This is a genomic window from Pseudomonas sp. UBA5706 (assembly GCF_002419965.1).
Lineage (GTDB): Bacteria > Pseudomonadota > Gammaproteobacteria > Pseudomonadales > Pseudomonadaceae > Aquipseudomonas.
In genome coordinates this window covers 228802-243846 of record NZ_DIHC01000001.1, presented here as the reverse complement: position 1 = coordinate 243846, position 15045 = coordinate 228802, and the positions used below count along the sequence as shown (strand labels likewise).

The following is a 15045-nucleotide window of genomic DNA, read 5'->3' as shown; positions in this document are numbered from 1 at the left end:
CGACGGCGGTATCTTTCAAATCGCTGCCCCCCAGCAAGCCGTGCCGCTAGAGCGGCGCGCGAGGGTCCCCTCACTGGGGTTTCAATCTCATGCGCAACATCGGGTACGGCCTGCCAAGGCCGTCCACCGCCGAACGCCCGGTAACCTCGAACCCCTGTTTCTCATAGAACCCCAGCGCCTGCGGGTTCTGCTCGTTCACATCCAGTTCGGTGATCTGGAAATGCTCGATTGCATACTCCAGCAGCTTCTTGCCCAGCCCCAGGCCGCGATGTTTAGGTGCGATGAACAGCATTTCCAACTTGCCTGGCGTGGTCCCGCCGAAGCCTGTGATGTCCAGCTGCGAGTCGCGGGTGCAAAACAGCGTTACTGCATCCAGGTACTGGCTTTGCAAAAGATTGCGTAGCAGGGCGATGTAATTTTCCGGCAGAAAATCATGGGTCGCCCGGACCGAGGCCTCCCAGAGCCGGGTCAGTTCGGCGTAATCATGCTTCTTTGGCAGGTAAATGACCGAGTGGTGGGCCATGTTGCCGCTTCTCCTGTTTGTCGTTGTTCTAAAGTGGAGACGATAGCCAGAAAAAACAAACCCCGCCGTTTTACGGGTGGGGTTGTTGAGGGGCAAAGTGCACTGAGGTCTTAAATCGTCTCGGCCCACAGGTCGTATTCATCGGCATCGACCACGCGGCACATGATCTTGTCGCCTGGCTTGAGGTCCAGATCGCTCTCGACGAACACGTTGCCGTCGATTTCCGGGGCATCGAAGAACGAACGGCCGACAAAACCCTGCTCGTCGACTTCGTCGATCAGCACTTCGATTTCCTTGCCGATCTTCATCTGCAGGCGGGCCGCGCTGATGGCCTGCTGGTGCGCCATGAAGCGGTCCCAGCGCTCCTGCTTGACGTCTTCCGGCACGATGGCCGCGTCCAGCAGGTTGGCAGGCGCGCCTTCGACCGGCGAGTATTGGAAGCAACCAACACGATCGAGCTGTGCTTCAGTCAGCCAGTCCAGCAGGTACTGGAAGTCTTCTTCGGTTTCACCCGGGAAGCCAACGATGAAGGTTGAACGGATGATCAGGTCCGGGCACTGTTCGCGCCACTTCTTGATGCGCGCCAGGGTCTTGTCTTCGAAGGCCGGGCGTTTCATCAGCTTGAGGATCTTCGGGCTGGCGTGCTGGAACGGGATATCCAGGTACGGGAGGATCTTGCCTTCAGCCATCAACGGGATGATCTCGTCGACATGCGGATACGGATAGACGTAATGCATGCGAACCCAGACACCCAGCGAACTCAGGGCCTGGCAGAGCTCGGTCATGCGCGTTTTGACCGGTTGGCCGTTCCAGAACCCGGTGCGGTACTTGACGTCTACGCCGTAGGCGCTGGTGTCCTGGGAGATCACCAGCAGCTCCTTGACCCCGGCCTTGGCCAGGCGCTGAGCTTCATCCAGCACATCGCCCACCGGACGGCTGACCAGCTTGCCGCGCATCGATGGGATGATGCAGAAGCTGCAGCTGTGGTTGCAGCCTTCGGAAATCTTCAGGTAGGCGTAGTGGCGCGGGGTCAGCTTGATGCCTTGCGGCGGCACCAGATCGATCAGCGGGTTGTGATCGAGCTTCGGCGGCGCCGCATCGTGCACGGCGTTGACCACTTGCTCATATTGGTGGGGGCCGGTAACGGCCAGTACGCTGGGGTGCACACTGCGGATCACGCTCTCGTCCACGCCCATGCAGCCGGTCACGATCACTTTGCCATTTTCGGCAATGGCTTCACCGATGGTGTCCAGCGACTCGGCCTTGGCGCTGTCGATGAAACCGCAGGTGTTGACTACCACCACGTCGGCGTCCTCGTAGGTTGGCACGACCTGGTAGCCTTCCATGCGCAGCTGAGTGAGGATGCGCTCCGAATCAACGAGCGCCTTCGGGCAACCCAAGGAAACGAACCCGACCTTGGGGGCGGCAGGCGTGGTAACGGTGGACATTGACTAACCTCGGCGTAGGTATGCCCGGGCGATTGGCCGAGGCATTGACTGGGCGCTTGGTGCGCCTCTGATCAAAAAGTGCGCAATTCTAGCGACGAGAACCGTGATTGACCAGCGTTATACCGAGAATTACGACGAGTGCTGCGCTATGCTTCGCGGCGTTGAACCCGGTGGCCCTTGTCGGCCGGGTGCATCGGAATTTGCCGGCACGCTGCGGGTCAATCTGACAGCGGCATGTCGCGTACTTGAGTCATGGTTTCGGGAGTGGTAAATGGGTCACGCAACTAGTCAGGCCGAGGCCGGACATTCGTCGGTCAAACCGTTGAGTCTACTGGTAGGCGCGGTGGGAGTGGCGTACGGCGATATCGGTACCAGTCCGCTGTACACGATCAAGGAAGTGTTCGCTGGCGGCTACGGTGTGCAGGCCGGTCACGATTCGGTGCTGGGAATTCTGTCGCTGATTTTCTGGGCGCTGATCTGGGTCGTCTCCTTCAAATACATGGCGTTGGTGCTGCGCGCCGATAATGACGGTGAGGGCGGCATCATGGCCTTGACCGCACTGGCCCGTCGCGCTTCTTCGAAATACCCGAAACTGCAGGCGACGATGATCGTTTTCGGCCTGTTCGGTGCTGCGCTGTTCTATGGCGACAGCATGATTACTCCAGCCATTTCGGTGCTGTCGGCGGTCGAGGGTATGGAGCTGGCGTTCGATGGCCTGGAACACTGGGTGGTGCCGATTGCGTTGATCGTGCTGGTCGGTCTGTTTTTGATCCAGCGGCACGGGACTGCCCGGATCGGCGTGATGTTTGGCCCGATCATGGTGCTGTGGTTCGTGACCCTTGGTGTGCTCGGTATTCACGGCATCGTTCAGCAACCTGAAGTGCTGCACGCGATCAATCCGGTCTGGGCGGTGCGTTTCTTCATCGACCACCCAGGGATTGGCGTCGCCGTACTGGGCGCGGTGGTATTGGCGTTGACCGGTGCCGAGGCCTTGTACGCGGACATGGGGCATTTCGGACGCAAGCCGATTTCCCGAGCCTGGTTTGCGCTGGTGCTGCCGGCTTTGGTGCTCAACTATTTCGGGCAGGGCGCGGTGGTGATCGAGAATCCCGAGGCTGTGCGCAATCCGTTCTACCTGTTGGCGCCAGGTTGGGCGCTGTTGCCGCTGATCGGCCTCTCTACGCTGGCGACCATTATTGCTTCCCAAGCAGTGATTTCCGGCGCGTTCTCCATGACACTGCAGGCGATACAGCTCGGTTACATCCCGCGAATGTACATCCAGCACACCTCCAGTGATGCTCAAGGTCAGATCTACATCGGGGCGGTGAACTGGGCGCTGATGGTCGGGGTAATCCTGCTGGTGCTGGGCTTCGAGTCCTCCGGCGCCCTGGCCTCGGCGTATGGCGTGGCGGTGACGGGCACGATGTTGTGCACCACGATCCTTGTGGCGTCGGTGATGCTGCTGGCGTGGAAGTGGCCGCCGTTGCTGGCGGTGCCGGTCCTCTTGGGTTGCCTGTTCGTCGATGGCATGTTTTTCGCGGCCAACGTGCCGAAAGTGGTGCAGGGCGGCGCGTTCCCGTTCCTGGCTGGCATTGCGCTGTTCATCCTGATGACCACCTGGAAACGCGGCAAGCAGCTCTTGGTGGATCGCATCAACGAGGGTGGGCTGCCGCTGCCCATCTTCATTAGCAGTATCCGCGTCCAACCGCCTCATCGGGTGCAGGGCACTGCGGTATTCCTCACCGCTCGCCCGGACGCCGTGCCTCATGCGCTGTTGCACAACCTGCTGCATAACCAGGTCTTGCACGAGCAGGTGGTATTACTGACGGTCGTCTACGAAGACACGCCGCGGGTCCCCACGGCCCAGCGTTTCGAGGTCGAGGCGTATGGTGAAGGGTTCTTCCGGGTGATCCTGCACTTTGGTTTCATCGACGAGCCGGACGTGCCCGCTGCGCTGAAATTGTGCCATCTGGCCGAGCTGGACTTCAGTCCGATGCGTACAACGTACTTCCTCAGCCGCGAGACCGTGGTCTCTTCCAAGCTGGTCGGCATGGCCCGCTGGCGCGAAGGGCTGTTCGCCTTCATGTTGAAGAACGCCAACGGAAACCTGAGGTTCTTTAAGCTACCGTTCAATCGGGTGATCGAGTTGGGCACGCAGGTGGAAATGTAGCCGAGCATGCTTAAGGCGCTTTTTCTGCTGGAGGGCGCCTTCTTGAAAGCATCTGTCACTCAATGGCTTGGCCGCCAGGCTGCGAAGACTCGTAATGAGTGCGAAGGCTCGCGGCGATCAATTCTCGAAGCCAGGCGTGTGCCGGATCGCGGTGCAGTCTTTCGGGCCAAAGCATCAGCATCTCGAAACCCGGGATTGGCAGTGGGGGCTCTTGTACATGAAGTCGTGGCTGATGACGCACCAACCTCTCCGGTACGACCGCAATCAGATCGCTATGGGCTAATGCGCTAATCAACGAATTGAAGTTGGACACTGAAAGTACCACGCGCCGGCTCAGTCCTCTGGCTGCAAGAGCAAGATCGGTGCTCCCTGAAAATCCACCTCCGTCAGGGGACATGACCGCGTGTTCCAGATCACAAAAGCGCTCCAGCGACATGGAAGACGCTCGCAGCGGGTGATCGAATCTCGTGGCCAGCACGTAGCGTTCATGGATCAAAGAGCGCTGACGCAGCCTCGGTGAGGCTTCATCGCGAATATGTAACGCAAGATCGAGACGATCGTTTTCCAGTTCAGCAGCCAGATTGCCGGGGAGCTTGCTGATCATCGCCAGGCGCGTGCCCGGAGCCTGGTGCCTTAGCGATGCGAGCGACGGCCAGATCAGTGCAGTTGCCGCATAGTCACTCGCAGCGACCCGCCACGTGTGATCTGCCTGCAATGGATCGAAAGGCGTTGCCGGGGTAAGCGCATCCTCCAACGCAGCCAGCGCCTGTCGTAACGGCCCGCGCAGCGCTTGAGCTCTGGCCGTCGCAGACATGCCTCTCGGACCGGGTAGCAGAAGGGGGTCGTTCAGCACCTGGCGCAGCCTGCCGAGCTGAAGGCTGACCGTAGGCTGGGTCAGGTTAAGGACTCGAGCAGCCCGGGTGACGTTTTGCTCCGACAGCAGTATGTCGAGTGTGACCAGCAGGTTGAGGTCGAGACGCCGCAAGATATTGTGCATCGCAATACCTGATGTTTCCGGAATTCATTTCCAGCATAGTCGATCAGGTCGGTACGTTGCGCCTGCGCCCTTCAAGCCGGAACAAACCCAATGAACGTCCTATTGATTTATGCACATCCCGAACCGCGATCGCTAAACGGCTCTCTTAGGGATTTCGCTGTCAGCCACCTGCAGGCAGCGGGTCATCAGGTGCTTGTTTCAGACCTCTATGCGATGGATTGGAAAGCTGTCCTGGATACCACTGATGCTCCTGGATATCGCGCCGAGGAACGGTTCAATCCCGCCGCAGAGTCCCAGCGGACATTCGCTGCAGGAACACAACCGTCTGACATCGAGGCTGAGCAAGCAAAGTTGCTCTGGGCGGATGCCGTTGTCTTCCAGTTTCCCCTTTGGTGGTTCTCGATGCCGGCAATGCTCAAAGGCTGGATTGAGCGTGTCTATGCTTACGGCTTTGCCTATGGAGTCGGTGAACACAGCGAGCGTCACTGGGGCGACCGATACGGTGAAGGCACATTGGCCGGTAAACGCGCCATGCTTGTCGTCACGATGGGCGGCTGGGAATCGCATTACAGCGGCAGGGGAGTAAATGGCCGGTTAGAGGATCTGCTGTTTCCTATACAGCACGGCGTGCTGTTCTATCCCGGATTTACAGTGCTTGCTCCGTTCCCGATCTACAAAACCCATAAGGTAGACGCAGAGAGATTCGGGCAGATCTGCTCAGCCTATGCCGCTCGGTTGGACGGTTTGTTCACGGCAGAACCCTTGCCATTCCGTACGCAGAATGGCGGCGACTACGAAATCCCGGCGTTGACCCTGCGCCCGGATTTCGCACCGGACCGCCATGATCTTGGCATTCATCTGAGTGTGGAAACCGCCCCGCCTAAATGAACAGTGAAAGCCGCAGCTTAAGCACTGCGCCCTGGACCGCTTATGTCGGTCAACCACCGTGGCCTCATGTAAGGGCGGCAGCCATTAACGACAGTTTCGGCTCGGCCCCTGTCCCCAAGCGTCGGTGATTCAAGGACGCCTGGCCATCCGTGCGGAATGTTGGAAGCTGAAAATGAAAAATCCCCGCAGTCGTGAGCCTGCGGGGATTTTTTGGCGGTGATCAGTCGGCGTTGGCTGACTCGGGCGCTTCCTTGCCTTTCCACTTGTCTATGACGGCAATCAGGCGCTTGGCCAGGGCGGGGTAGTCCTCGTCAAAGTGATGCCCACCCGGTAGTTCCTGCTTCTGGCCGGGGGCGGTCGCTTCGGTACAGCCGCTTTCGTCTTTTTCTTCCACGCCATACACGCAGAACACTTTGTCACCCGGCAGCTTGGCCATTTCCGGGCCGGTGGCTGCTTCTTTGCCAGATGCGCCGAGCCAGCCCTCGACAGCAATTTCGAAACTGCCACTGCGCGCGAAAGCCAGCAGGATGATGCCATCGACCCGTGCTTTGTCTTCTTCCGGCAGGCGGTTGTAGATCGCTGGCAGCACATCGGCGCCGAACGAGTAGCCCGCGAGGACGAAATGCTTGGCGCCCCACTTCTGCCGGTAATGAGCCATCAGCTCACTCAAATCGGTTGCGGTCTGCTCTGGCGACTTATGCTCCCAGTAATAGCGCAGGGTGTCGATACCGACGACCGGATAACCGCCTGCTTTTGCCATGTCACCCGCCACGTCCTTGTCCAGGTCGCGCCATCCGCCGTCACCGGAGAGAAACAGGGTGACGGTGTCCGACGGCTGGCTCGACGGCACCTCCACCACGGGAATGTTCAGGCCGCCGTTGGCGTCATCGGCAATCAGTTGATGACGCACTTCGGTGTTCAGTATTTGCGGATATTTAATGTCGTAGTCACTGATGCTGGTTTCAGCGTTTGGTGTGTCACGCACGAACACCGCGGTTTCGTCGTCCGGGCCGTCATTCCACGCCACAGTCCATTTGCCATGGGCCGCGGCCTTAGGAACCGGTGCTTTGCAGCCCGGTTGGTTGAGGACGAAGTTCACCGAAATGGCCTGGGCCTTATCGTTGTTCTGTCCTGCCAGCCAGTCCCAGGCCACCGAGCCGCCAGCGCTTATGCCGGCGACCAGATCGGGGGCGCCATCGAGCTTTTGCAGCGCCGCATTGAACGTCTTGGTTTGCAACAGGCAATCGTCTTTGGGCAGGACGACCTGAATGACTTGGGCCGATGCGTCGTAGCTCAGTGCAAGGACCTGCTTTTCGGTCATCGCGTCTTCACTGGTCACGGCCAAAGCCACGCGCGTCTTGACCTTGGTCGATGGGGTTGCGCGGATAAGCGCCGAACCATCGTCCAGCGTCATGCGTTCCAATGTCGGTTGTGCGGCGGGGCGGTTCCACAGCCAGAAACCCAGTGCCACCACCAGGATTACCAGGGCTGCAAGTAAAAAGCGCCAGTAGCGTTGAATCATCAGCGTTTCACCAATCCAGTCAGGCCGCCCGCGATAAGGGCGGCAGTGTCTGCCAGTGCCACCAGCGGATCGAGTCCTGCGGGCACGGCCATATAACGAGGTTCCCAGTCAGGCTGGAATTTGTCTTTGAAACGGCGCAGGCCCTGGAAGTTGTAGAGCTGCTCACCGCGACTGAAGACCATCGAACCCAGACGTTGGGTTAACGGCGCGCCGCGTCTTGGCTGCAGTCCAGATAACGGCACCATGCCCAGGCTGAAGCGAGCGTAGCCTTCCTTTTTGTAATGCAGAATCAGCCCAACCATCATGAACTCCATGGTCAGCTTCGGCGCGTCCGGATGCGAGCGCATCAGGTCCAGGCTCGCCAGATCGTTCCGCGAGGTTTCCAGAAGGTTGGAGAAGGCCACCGGTTTACCCTGAAAGTGCACGATGGCGATGCGGAAATGCTTCAAGTAATCCAGGCTGAAGCGGCCCAGCGAGAAGCCTTTTTCGCGCACATTCTTGCCCGTCAGCCACGCGTCGGAGATCACTTTAAGCTCGTCCATCGGTGCTTGGCCGACTTCGTATATCTCCAGTGACAGGCCGTCACGACCACCTCTGTTCCAGGTGTAGCGCAGATCCTTCATTTCCTTGCCTTTGGCGTCGATGTCGAACTTGTGCAGATCGACACGCGCCTCTTCGCCCAGCTTGATGGCGGTCAGGCCGATGTCCATATAGAACGGCAGGTTTTCTGCACGCACCTGATAGAACACGGGCCGGGCGTGGTGCACGTCGCACAGGTCGCGGAATTGCCAAATCAGCTCGGCGCGCTGCTGGGTCGGGCCGATCGGGTCATACAAGGCCACCAGGCTGCGGCCGCGATGGGCGTACATCAGAAAGGCGTTGCCGTCCGGGTGCAGCAGCACGGCTTTGTCGCCGGTCAGCACGAGGCCGCCGTCAGGCTGATTGGACGCCTTGATGATCTCAGCGGCCTTGGCCAACTGCTCCTCATCGGGAAGGTCGATCTGCGGACGAGCGGTGCGCAGCAGCCAGGTCAGCGATACGATAACCAGCAGCACTGCGCTACCGAGTGCCGAGCGCAGACCGCGCGGGGCATCGGCGTCGAGCGTGAACTGCCACCAGAGCTGATGACTGTACGGCACGTCCTGATAGGCAAACAGCAAGAGCCAGAACGACGCCCCCAGCACACAGATGCTCGCCACCAGGTATAGCGGCGAGAAGGGCAGCTCCAGCAAGCGGCTGGGGCGATAGAACGAGCGGCGGAAGATCGCCAGAAGGCAGGCGGTCAGAAGCAGAAGGCTGGCTTCTGCCCAGTCGAACCCCTTGAGGATCGAGAGCACGGAGCCTACGAACAGCAAGATGGTGGTCAGCATCCAGGCTGCGGAAAGCCGCCGACGCAACCCTTGGGCGAGCAACAGGCACAGCACGCCGATCAGACTGGCGCCGAAGTGCGATGCATCGATGAGTCGGTGCGGAATCAGGAAGCCGAGACTTTCCAGGCGCGTGTCGATTTCCGGGGTGGCGCCGGAAAACAGCAACACCACGCCGGACAGGAACACCAGCAACGCCAGGATCGGTGCGCCAAGCCCCGACGCAACACGCATAGCCTGTCGCGCGAATAGAGCGCGTCTGGCTTCACTGAACAACAGCACCAGGCATGCGATCAGCAGCGGCAATACCACATAAATCAACCGATACAGCAACAGCGCTGCAGCCAGCGGCGCTGCCCCCAGTTCGTCAGCGAACGCTGCTAGCAGGATCGCTTCGAAGACCCCGACGCCACCCGGTACATGGCTTAGCACGCCGGCGGCCAGCGCCAGCAGATACACCAGCAGGAAAGCGCCGAACGGGGGAGCGGACGGGAGCAGCAGGTAAAGCACGGCTGCCGCAGCGGCGACGTCCAGCGCCGTGATCACCAGCTGCATCAACGTAAGGCGCAAGCCTGGCAGCCGCAGTGTGCGACGCCCGGCACGTACCAGCAGATTATGCGCGATGGTCTGCTCAGGCAGTCGGCGACGATAAACGGCCACACCGATGATCAGGCTCATCGCCAGGACCGCGATGGCGATGATTGCCAGGACCGGGACCGAGAGGTGCAGCGCCAGCGATGCCGCGGGCAGGTCGCTCAAGGTCGCCAAGGCCGCCAGGGGCGGCAGTGCACATCCCAATGAGAGGCTGGCGAACAGCGTCATATGGGCGACTTCCCCGGCGCCCAGGCCAAGTCGCGAATACAGGCGATAACGCACCGACCCGCCGGAAAGCATAGACAGGCCGACGGCGTTGCCAATGGCGAACGCGCAGAAACCGCCCATCACCAGCGACTTGGGAGGTAGCTCGACGTTGGCATATTTACTGGCTGACCATTCGTAGCCCAGCAGGATGATGAAACCGATGACCGTCGCCAGAACCGCGCCAGCCAAAGAAGGCATGGGCACACTCAGGAGGGAATCCTGAAGTGCATAAATATCGAGCTCGGTAAGCATGTGCCGACAGGCGATCAACGCCAGCGCAAACAGAATGATGGTAACGGCCAGCCCGATGGGTTGACGGTGCTTGCTCACCAGTTCGCGTACGCGCAGTCGGGCAGGAGGTGCCGGAGGACTTTCCGGAACTGCTTCGTTTGTGTCGGATGGGTTGGCGCGCATCAATCACTCCTTGGATCGTGCGCGACAGGATGGGGGTATACAGCCAAGTTACCAATCCCTACGCAAAAAATAATTCAAGATGTTAGCGCTTGAACGTCTAACGGGCGAATACGGCAGATACGTCTCGTGACCGATGGGTGCATGTGCGCTTGCTCACCTGCATATCGGCAACGGACGCGGAATCTGTCGCGCTGAGATACATAAGGTAACAAACCACTTGTGAACAAATCGGTTCGACAACGAAATGTGACAAGCAATTATCCTTGCTGTTCGGCGCTTTTCATTGAGGCAAAAAAAAGGCCACTCTTTCGAGTAGCCTTTTTAAATGTTGGTTGCGGGAGCCGGATTTGAACCGACGACCTTCGGGTTATGAGCCCGACGAGCTACCAGACTGCTCCATCCCGCGTCTGTGAGGCGGCATTCTACAGCCGAACGACATCCTGTCAACCTTTAAACCCAGGTATCGACAAAATAACCGCACTTTTGCGGTTGTCGTCTCTAAGTGACGGTCTCGCAAGGTTTTTGTCGGGGGGCGGTATGCAGCGGGGCGTACTCGTTGATGAAAGATATTTCACCTATAAGGACGTACGTTTTTTGAGCGCGCACAAAAAAGCCACTCTATTGAGTGGCTTCTCCGATATTTGGTTGCGGGAGCCGGATTTGAACCGACGACCTTCGGGTTATGAGCCCGACGAGCTACCAGACTGCTCCATCCCGCGTCTGTGAGGCGGCATTCTACAGAGGATCGCTGACGTGTCAAGCATATGAAGGAAAAAAGTGCTTTTTCTTCAATCGGTTAGCGAACTGCATTTTGCTGTCCGTGCGGCAATAGCCTGCGCTGCGGGCTTTTCAGCGTGATCGGCGATTACGCACGTGGTCGAATCCCGGCAGGCTATTCGCGTAGCGAGTGCCATACCTGTGCCCGAATGAGATACTGCACGACCGTTTGCTTACGACCGCATGTCATGCCGCAGCGCAAAATCATCCATATCGACTGTGACTGTTTCTACGCCGCGATTGAGATGCGCGACGATCCGAGTCTGGCTGGCAAGCCGCTGGCAGTCGGTGGCTCGGCAGAAAGGCGGGGCGTCATCGCGACCTGTAATTATGAGGCGCGGGCTTATGGCGTGCGTTCGGCCATGTCGTCCCGGCATGCATTGACGCTCTGCCCGGACCTGACCATCGTCAAGCCGCGCATGGATGCCTATAAAGAAGCCTCGAAAGAAATCCACATTATCTTCCGCGACTACACCGACTTGATCGAGCCGTTGTCGCTGGATGAGGCTTATCTGGATGTTTCCGAGTGCAGCCATTTTGCAGGCAGTGCTACGCGCATCGCTCAGGACATCCGCAGGCGTGTGTCGAATCAGCTGCACATCACCGTCTCCGCCGGCGTCGCGCCCAACAAGTTTCTGGCCAAGATTGCCAGCGACTGGCGCAAACCCAATGGCTTGTTCGTCATTACGCCGGACCAGGTAGAGGACTTTGTCGCCGAGCTTCCTGTTTCCAAGCTGCATGGAGTGGGCAAGGTGACAGCCGATAAGTTAGGCCGACTGGGAATTGTCAGCTGTTCGGATTTGCGCAGCTGGAGCAAGTTGTCATTGGTGCGAGAGTTCGGCTCGTTCGGTGAGCGGCTGTGGAACCTGGCCCATGGCATCGATGAGCGTGTGGTGCAGAACGACAGCCGCCGTCAGTCCGTCAGCGTTGAAAACACGTTTGACACGGACCTGCCTGATTTGCCCAGTTGCCTGGAAAAACTTCCGGCTTTGCTGGAAAACCTCAACGGACGACTGTCTCGAATCGACACGTTTTACCGCCCGGGCAAGCCATTCGTGAAGGTGAAGTTTCACGATTTCACTCAGACGACGCTTGAACAGGCTGGAGCGGGCAGGGATCTGGAAAGCTATGAGCAACTGCTCGCTCAAGCCTTCGCGCGCGGCGCCAAGCCGGTGCGATTGTTGGGTATTGGCGTGCGGCTGCACGATCTGCGCGGCGCCCACGAACAGCTGCAGCTATTCACCTGACGCCCCGTTCATTGGCTGCCAGCGTTACTCCTGACCTTCAGGAACGGCGACCAAACGCCCGGCGTCCTTGGCCAGCGAGCGCAAAAACTCGTGCTGCAGTTGCGGGTCGTTGCGGGTCATTTCAATCAATGACTGCTCAAGATCGCTGGCTTGTTCTTCCAGACCCAGCTCAGAAAGACGCTTGACCCGGTGCACCCACTGGCTCACTTCGTCGTCTTCCAGATCGTCGTAAATCAGGTCGTGGGCCTCAATCAGCTTGCCTCGCAATGATTTGCTCAGCGGCAGGCTGGCGCTAGCCTGAACAGAGGACTGGTCGTCCTGCACCGTAAGCCCCAATTGCGTCACATGGCTCAGGTCCTGCTCGGCAAACGGACTGTCGAGCAGATTGAGGCGCAGAACGCCATTGCGGTCGGTATTCAGCTCGTTAGTGTTTTTTCCAGACCTGATCTGCACCGGGCTCTCGCTCCAAGGCAGGCTCGTATGCTCAACCCGGTGGTCACGCTGGACTTCGTCTATGCCCGCCAGGTTCTGTTGGGCGCGTCCGTGGGAGGGCGCGTTCATGAACGGGTTGACCCCGGCAATGCCATACGTGAGCCAGTCCTTGGTCACGCTGTCCGGCAGGCTGCCAAAGGTCAGCACATTCACCACATTAGCGCCGACACCCGCGACGATTGCCACTGCACCCAATGGGATTTCATAGATTTCACGCCAGGGTTGGTACGGCGTGTAGCGATCGTAATGGCGAGTGACGTCGTATTCGGTGATATCGAAGGTTTTCAGCTCATGGATACGAATCCGGCGTTGTGGTAGCTCCAGGGTCTTGGGTTCGCCGACGTCGATTTGAAAGCTGTGATCGAGCAGTTTGCGCTCGATCCGCTCTTCGTGCTCGCTGCGTTGGGACAGATGATTGGCGCAACCGCTGACAAGCAGGGTGCCGCACAATGCAGCACCCGCCAGACTTGAAGAACTTCGCTTGAACATGAGATCTCTTGGTGCAGATGGGCGAGACAACACCGGCCAGTAAAGGCGCGCCTCTATAAAGGCAGGCGCGCCCTCGACTTAGCGGTTGATCCGGCCCTTGATGAAGGACAGCACCTCGGCCACCGGCAGCGCCTGCGCTTCGGACTCGGTACGGCTCTTGTATTCAAGGTTGCCTTCGGCCAGGCCGCGGTCGCTGACCACGATGCGATGGGGAATACCGATCAGTTCCATGTCCGCAAACTTGATGCCCGGACTGGTTTTCTTGTCCCGATCATCCAGCAATACGTCGAAACCGGCAGCGGTCAGTTCTGCGTACAGTTTGTCGGTCGCTTCACGAACAGCGTCGGTCTCATAACGCAGCGGTACCAGGGCGATCTGGAAGGGGGCAAGTGCGTCGCTCCAAATGATGCCGTTCTCATCGTTATTCTGCTCGATGGCGGCGGCCACTACGCGGGAAACACCGATGCCGTAGCAACCCATGGCCAGCGTGACCGGTTTACCGTTTTCGCCCAGCACCTGGCACTTCATCGCGTCGCTGTACTTGGTGCCCAGCTGGAAGATGTGCCCGACTTCGATGCCGCGCTTGATGATCACGGTGCCTTGGCCGTCCGGGCTCGGGTCGCCTTCGACGACATTGCGTAGGTCTGCGACTTCCGGAACAGGCAAGTCACGCTCCCAGTTCACGCCGAAGTAGTGCTTGTCGTCGATATTGGCGCCGATGCCGAAATCGCTCATCAGCTCAACCGAACGGTCAATGATGCAAGGGATTGGCAGATTCATTGGGCCAAGGGAACCCGCGCCCGCGCCAATGGCGGCACGCAGTTCGGCTTCGCTGGCCATGACCAGCGGGCTGGCCACCAACGGGTGGCTAGAGGCCTTGATCTCGTTGAGTTCATGATCGCCACGAATGATCAGCGCGATCAGCTTGCCTTCTTCGGCAGCATGCACCACCAGGGTCTTGACGGTTTTTTCGATGCGAAGGCCAAACTGCTCGACCAGCGCGGCGATGGTCTTGGCGCCCGGCGTATCGACCAGGCGCAATTCTTCTGTGGCGGCTGCACGGGATTTCTCGCGCGCGATAGCTTCGGCTTTCTCGATGTTGGCAGCGTAGTCAGAGGAATCGCTAAACACGATATCGTCTTCACCAGACTCGGCCAGTACGTGGAATTCGTGCGAACCTGCGCCGCCGATCGAGCCGTTATCGGCCACTACAGGGCGAAAGTTCAGGCCCAGGCGAGTGAACACGTTGCAGTATGCCTGATGCATGCGGTCGTAGGTTTGCTGCAGGGAGTCCTGAGTCGCATGGAACGAGTAGGCATCCTTCATGATGAATTCACGACCACGCATAAGGCCGAAGCGTGGACGGATTTCATCACGAAACTTGGTTTGAATCTGGTACATGTTGATCGGCAGCTGTTTATAGCTGCTCAGTTCGTTGCGAGCCAGATCCGTGATGACTTCTTCGTGGGTCGGTCCTGCACAGAAGTCGCGATCATGACGATCCTTCAGGCGCAGCAGCTCGGGGCCGTACTGCTCCCAGCGACCGGACTCCTGCCACAGTTCCGCCGGCTGGATGCCCGGCATCAGTACTTCCAGCGCGCCAGCGGCATTCATTTCTTCGCGGACGACGGCTTCGACCTTGCGCAGAACGCGCAGCCCCATGGGAAGCCATGTATAGAGGCCCGAGGCAAGCTTGCGGATCATGCCGGCACGGAGCATCAGCTGATGGCTGATCACGACCGCATCGTTCGGCGTTTCTTTCTGTGTGGCGAGCAAATATTGACTGGTACGCATGGTCGGCCGCTGTCGGTTGCTGTGACTGGGAAATGACCTGGCATTGTACGGTGGTG

The 15045-nt window shown here is 59.1% G+C and carries 10 protein-coding genes and 2 tRNA genes; 3 read left to right on the top strand and 9 right to left on the bottom strand.

The window, feature by feature from the left end; genetic code table 11:
* Positions 1-70 precede the first annotated feature (70 nt).
* Entirely contained in the window at positions 71-523 is a 453-nt protein-coding gene (locus B3I26_RS01130; RefSeq protein ID WP_296254328.1) for a GNAT family N-acetyltransferase, read from the bottom strand.
* Positions 524-633: 110 nt separating this feature from the next.
* Complete coding sequence (gene rimO, locus B3I26_RS01125; protein ID WP_296254327.1) at positions 634-1971, bottom strand: 30S ribosomal protein S12 methylthiotransferase RimO; 1338 nt, start codon at positions 1969-1971, stop codon at positions 634-636.
* A gap of 271 nt (positions 1972-2242) precedes the next feature.
* On the opposite strand from rimO, the gene B3I26_RS01120 reads away from it, so the two are divergent.
* The gene (locus B3I26_RS01120; RefSeq protein ID WP_296254326.1) at positions 2243-4141 is read left to right on the top strand and encodes a potassium transporter Kup; all 1899 of its coding nucleotides are present in this window, start codon (positions 2243-2245) and stop codon (positions 4139-4141) included.
* Between the two features lie 55 nt (positions 4142-4196).
* Here B3I26_RS01120 and B3I26_RS01115 read toward each other — a convergent pair whose 3' ends face one another.
* Positions 4197-5138 (bottom strand): LysR family transcriptional regulator, encoded by a 942-nt coding sequence (locus B3I26_RS01115; protein ID WP_296254325.1) that lies wholly within the window; start codon positions 5136-5138, stop codon positions 4197-4199.
* Between the two features lie 90 nt (positions 5139-5228).
* On the opposite strand from B3I26_RS01115, the gene B3I26_RS01110 reads away from it, so the two are divergent.
* Positions 5229-6026 carry an NAD(P)H-dependent oxidoreductase gene (locus tag B3I26_RS01110; RefSeq protein WP_296254324.1) on the top strand — a complete coding sequence of 266 codons (798 nt, stop codon included), beginning with the start codon at positions 5229-5231 and terminating at the stop codon, positions 6024-6026.
* 220 nt (positions 6027-6246) lie between these two features.
* Here the strand turns inward: B3I26_RS01110 and B3I26_RS01105 are convergent, their stop codons facing one another.
* The 4 genes from B3I26_RS01105 to B3I26_RS01090 form a co-directional block, all read right to left on the bottom strand.
* Positions 6247-7548 carry an AcvB/VirJ family lysyl-phosphatidylglycerol hydrolase gene (locus tag B3I26_RS01105; protein WP_296254323.1) on the bottom strand — a complete coding sequence of 434 codons (1302 nt, stop codon included), beginning with the start codon at positions 7546-7548 and terminating at the stop codon, positions 6247-6249.
* Positions 7548-10190: a bifunctional lysylphosphatidylglycerol flippase/synthetase MprF gene (mprF, locus tag B3I26_RS01100; protein ID WP_296254322.1), complete on the bottom strand. Its 2643-nt coding sequence runs from the start codon at positions 10188-10190 to the stop codon at positions 7548-7550. The genes B3I26_RS01105 and mprF overlap by 1 nt, the downstream gene beginning before the upstream one ends.
* Before the next feature lie 329 nt (positions 10191-10519).
* Positions 10520-10596: transfer RNA gene (locus tag B3I26_RS01095), tRNA-Met, on the bottom strand.
* A 236-nt stretch (positions 10597-10832) separates the two neighbouring features.
* Positions 10833-10909, bottom strand: a tRNA-Met gene (locus B3I26_RS01090).
* Positions 10910-11155: 246 nt separating this feature from the next.
* Between B3I26_RS01090 and dinB the strand changes: the two genes are divergently transcribed.
* Positions 11156-12214, top strand: a complete 1059-nt coding sequence (gene dinB, locus B3I26_RS01085) for a DNA polymerase IV (protein ID WP_296254321.1) — start codon at positions 11156-11158, stop codon at positions 12212-12214.
* Between the two features lie 24 nt (positions 12215-12238).
* On the opposite strand, the gene B3I26_RS01080 is transcribed toward dinB, so the two are convergent.
* Both B3I26_RS01080 and B3I26_RS01075 read right to left on the bottom strand, forming a co-directional pair.
* Complete coding sequence (locus B3I26_RS01080; protein WP_296254320.1) at positions 12239-13195, bottom strand: hypothetical protein; 957 nt, start codon at positions 13193-13195, stop codon at positions 12239-12241.
* A gap of 78 nt (positions 13196-13273) precedes the next feature.
* Positions 13274-14989, bottom strand: a complete 1716-nt coding sequence (locus B3I26_RS01075; RefSeq protein ID WP_296254319.1) for a proline--tRNA ligase — start codon at positions 14987-14989, stop codon at positions 13274-13276.
* Between the last annotated feature and the right edge of the window lie 56 nt (positions 14990-15045).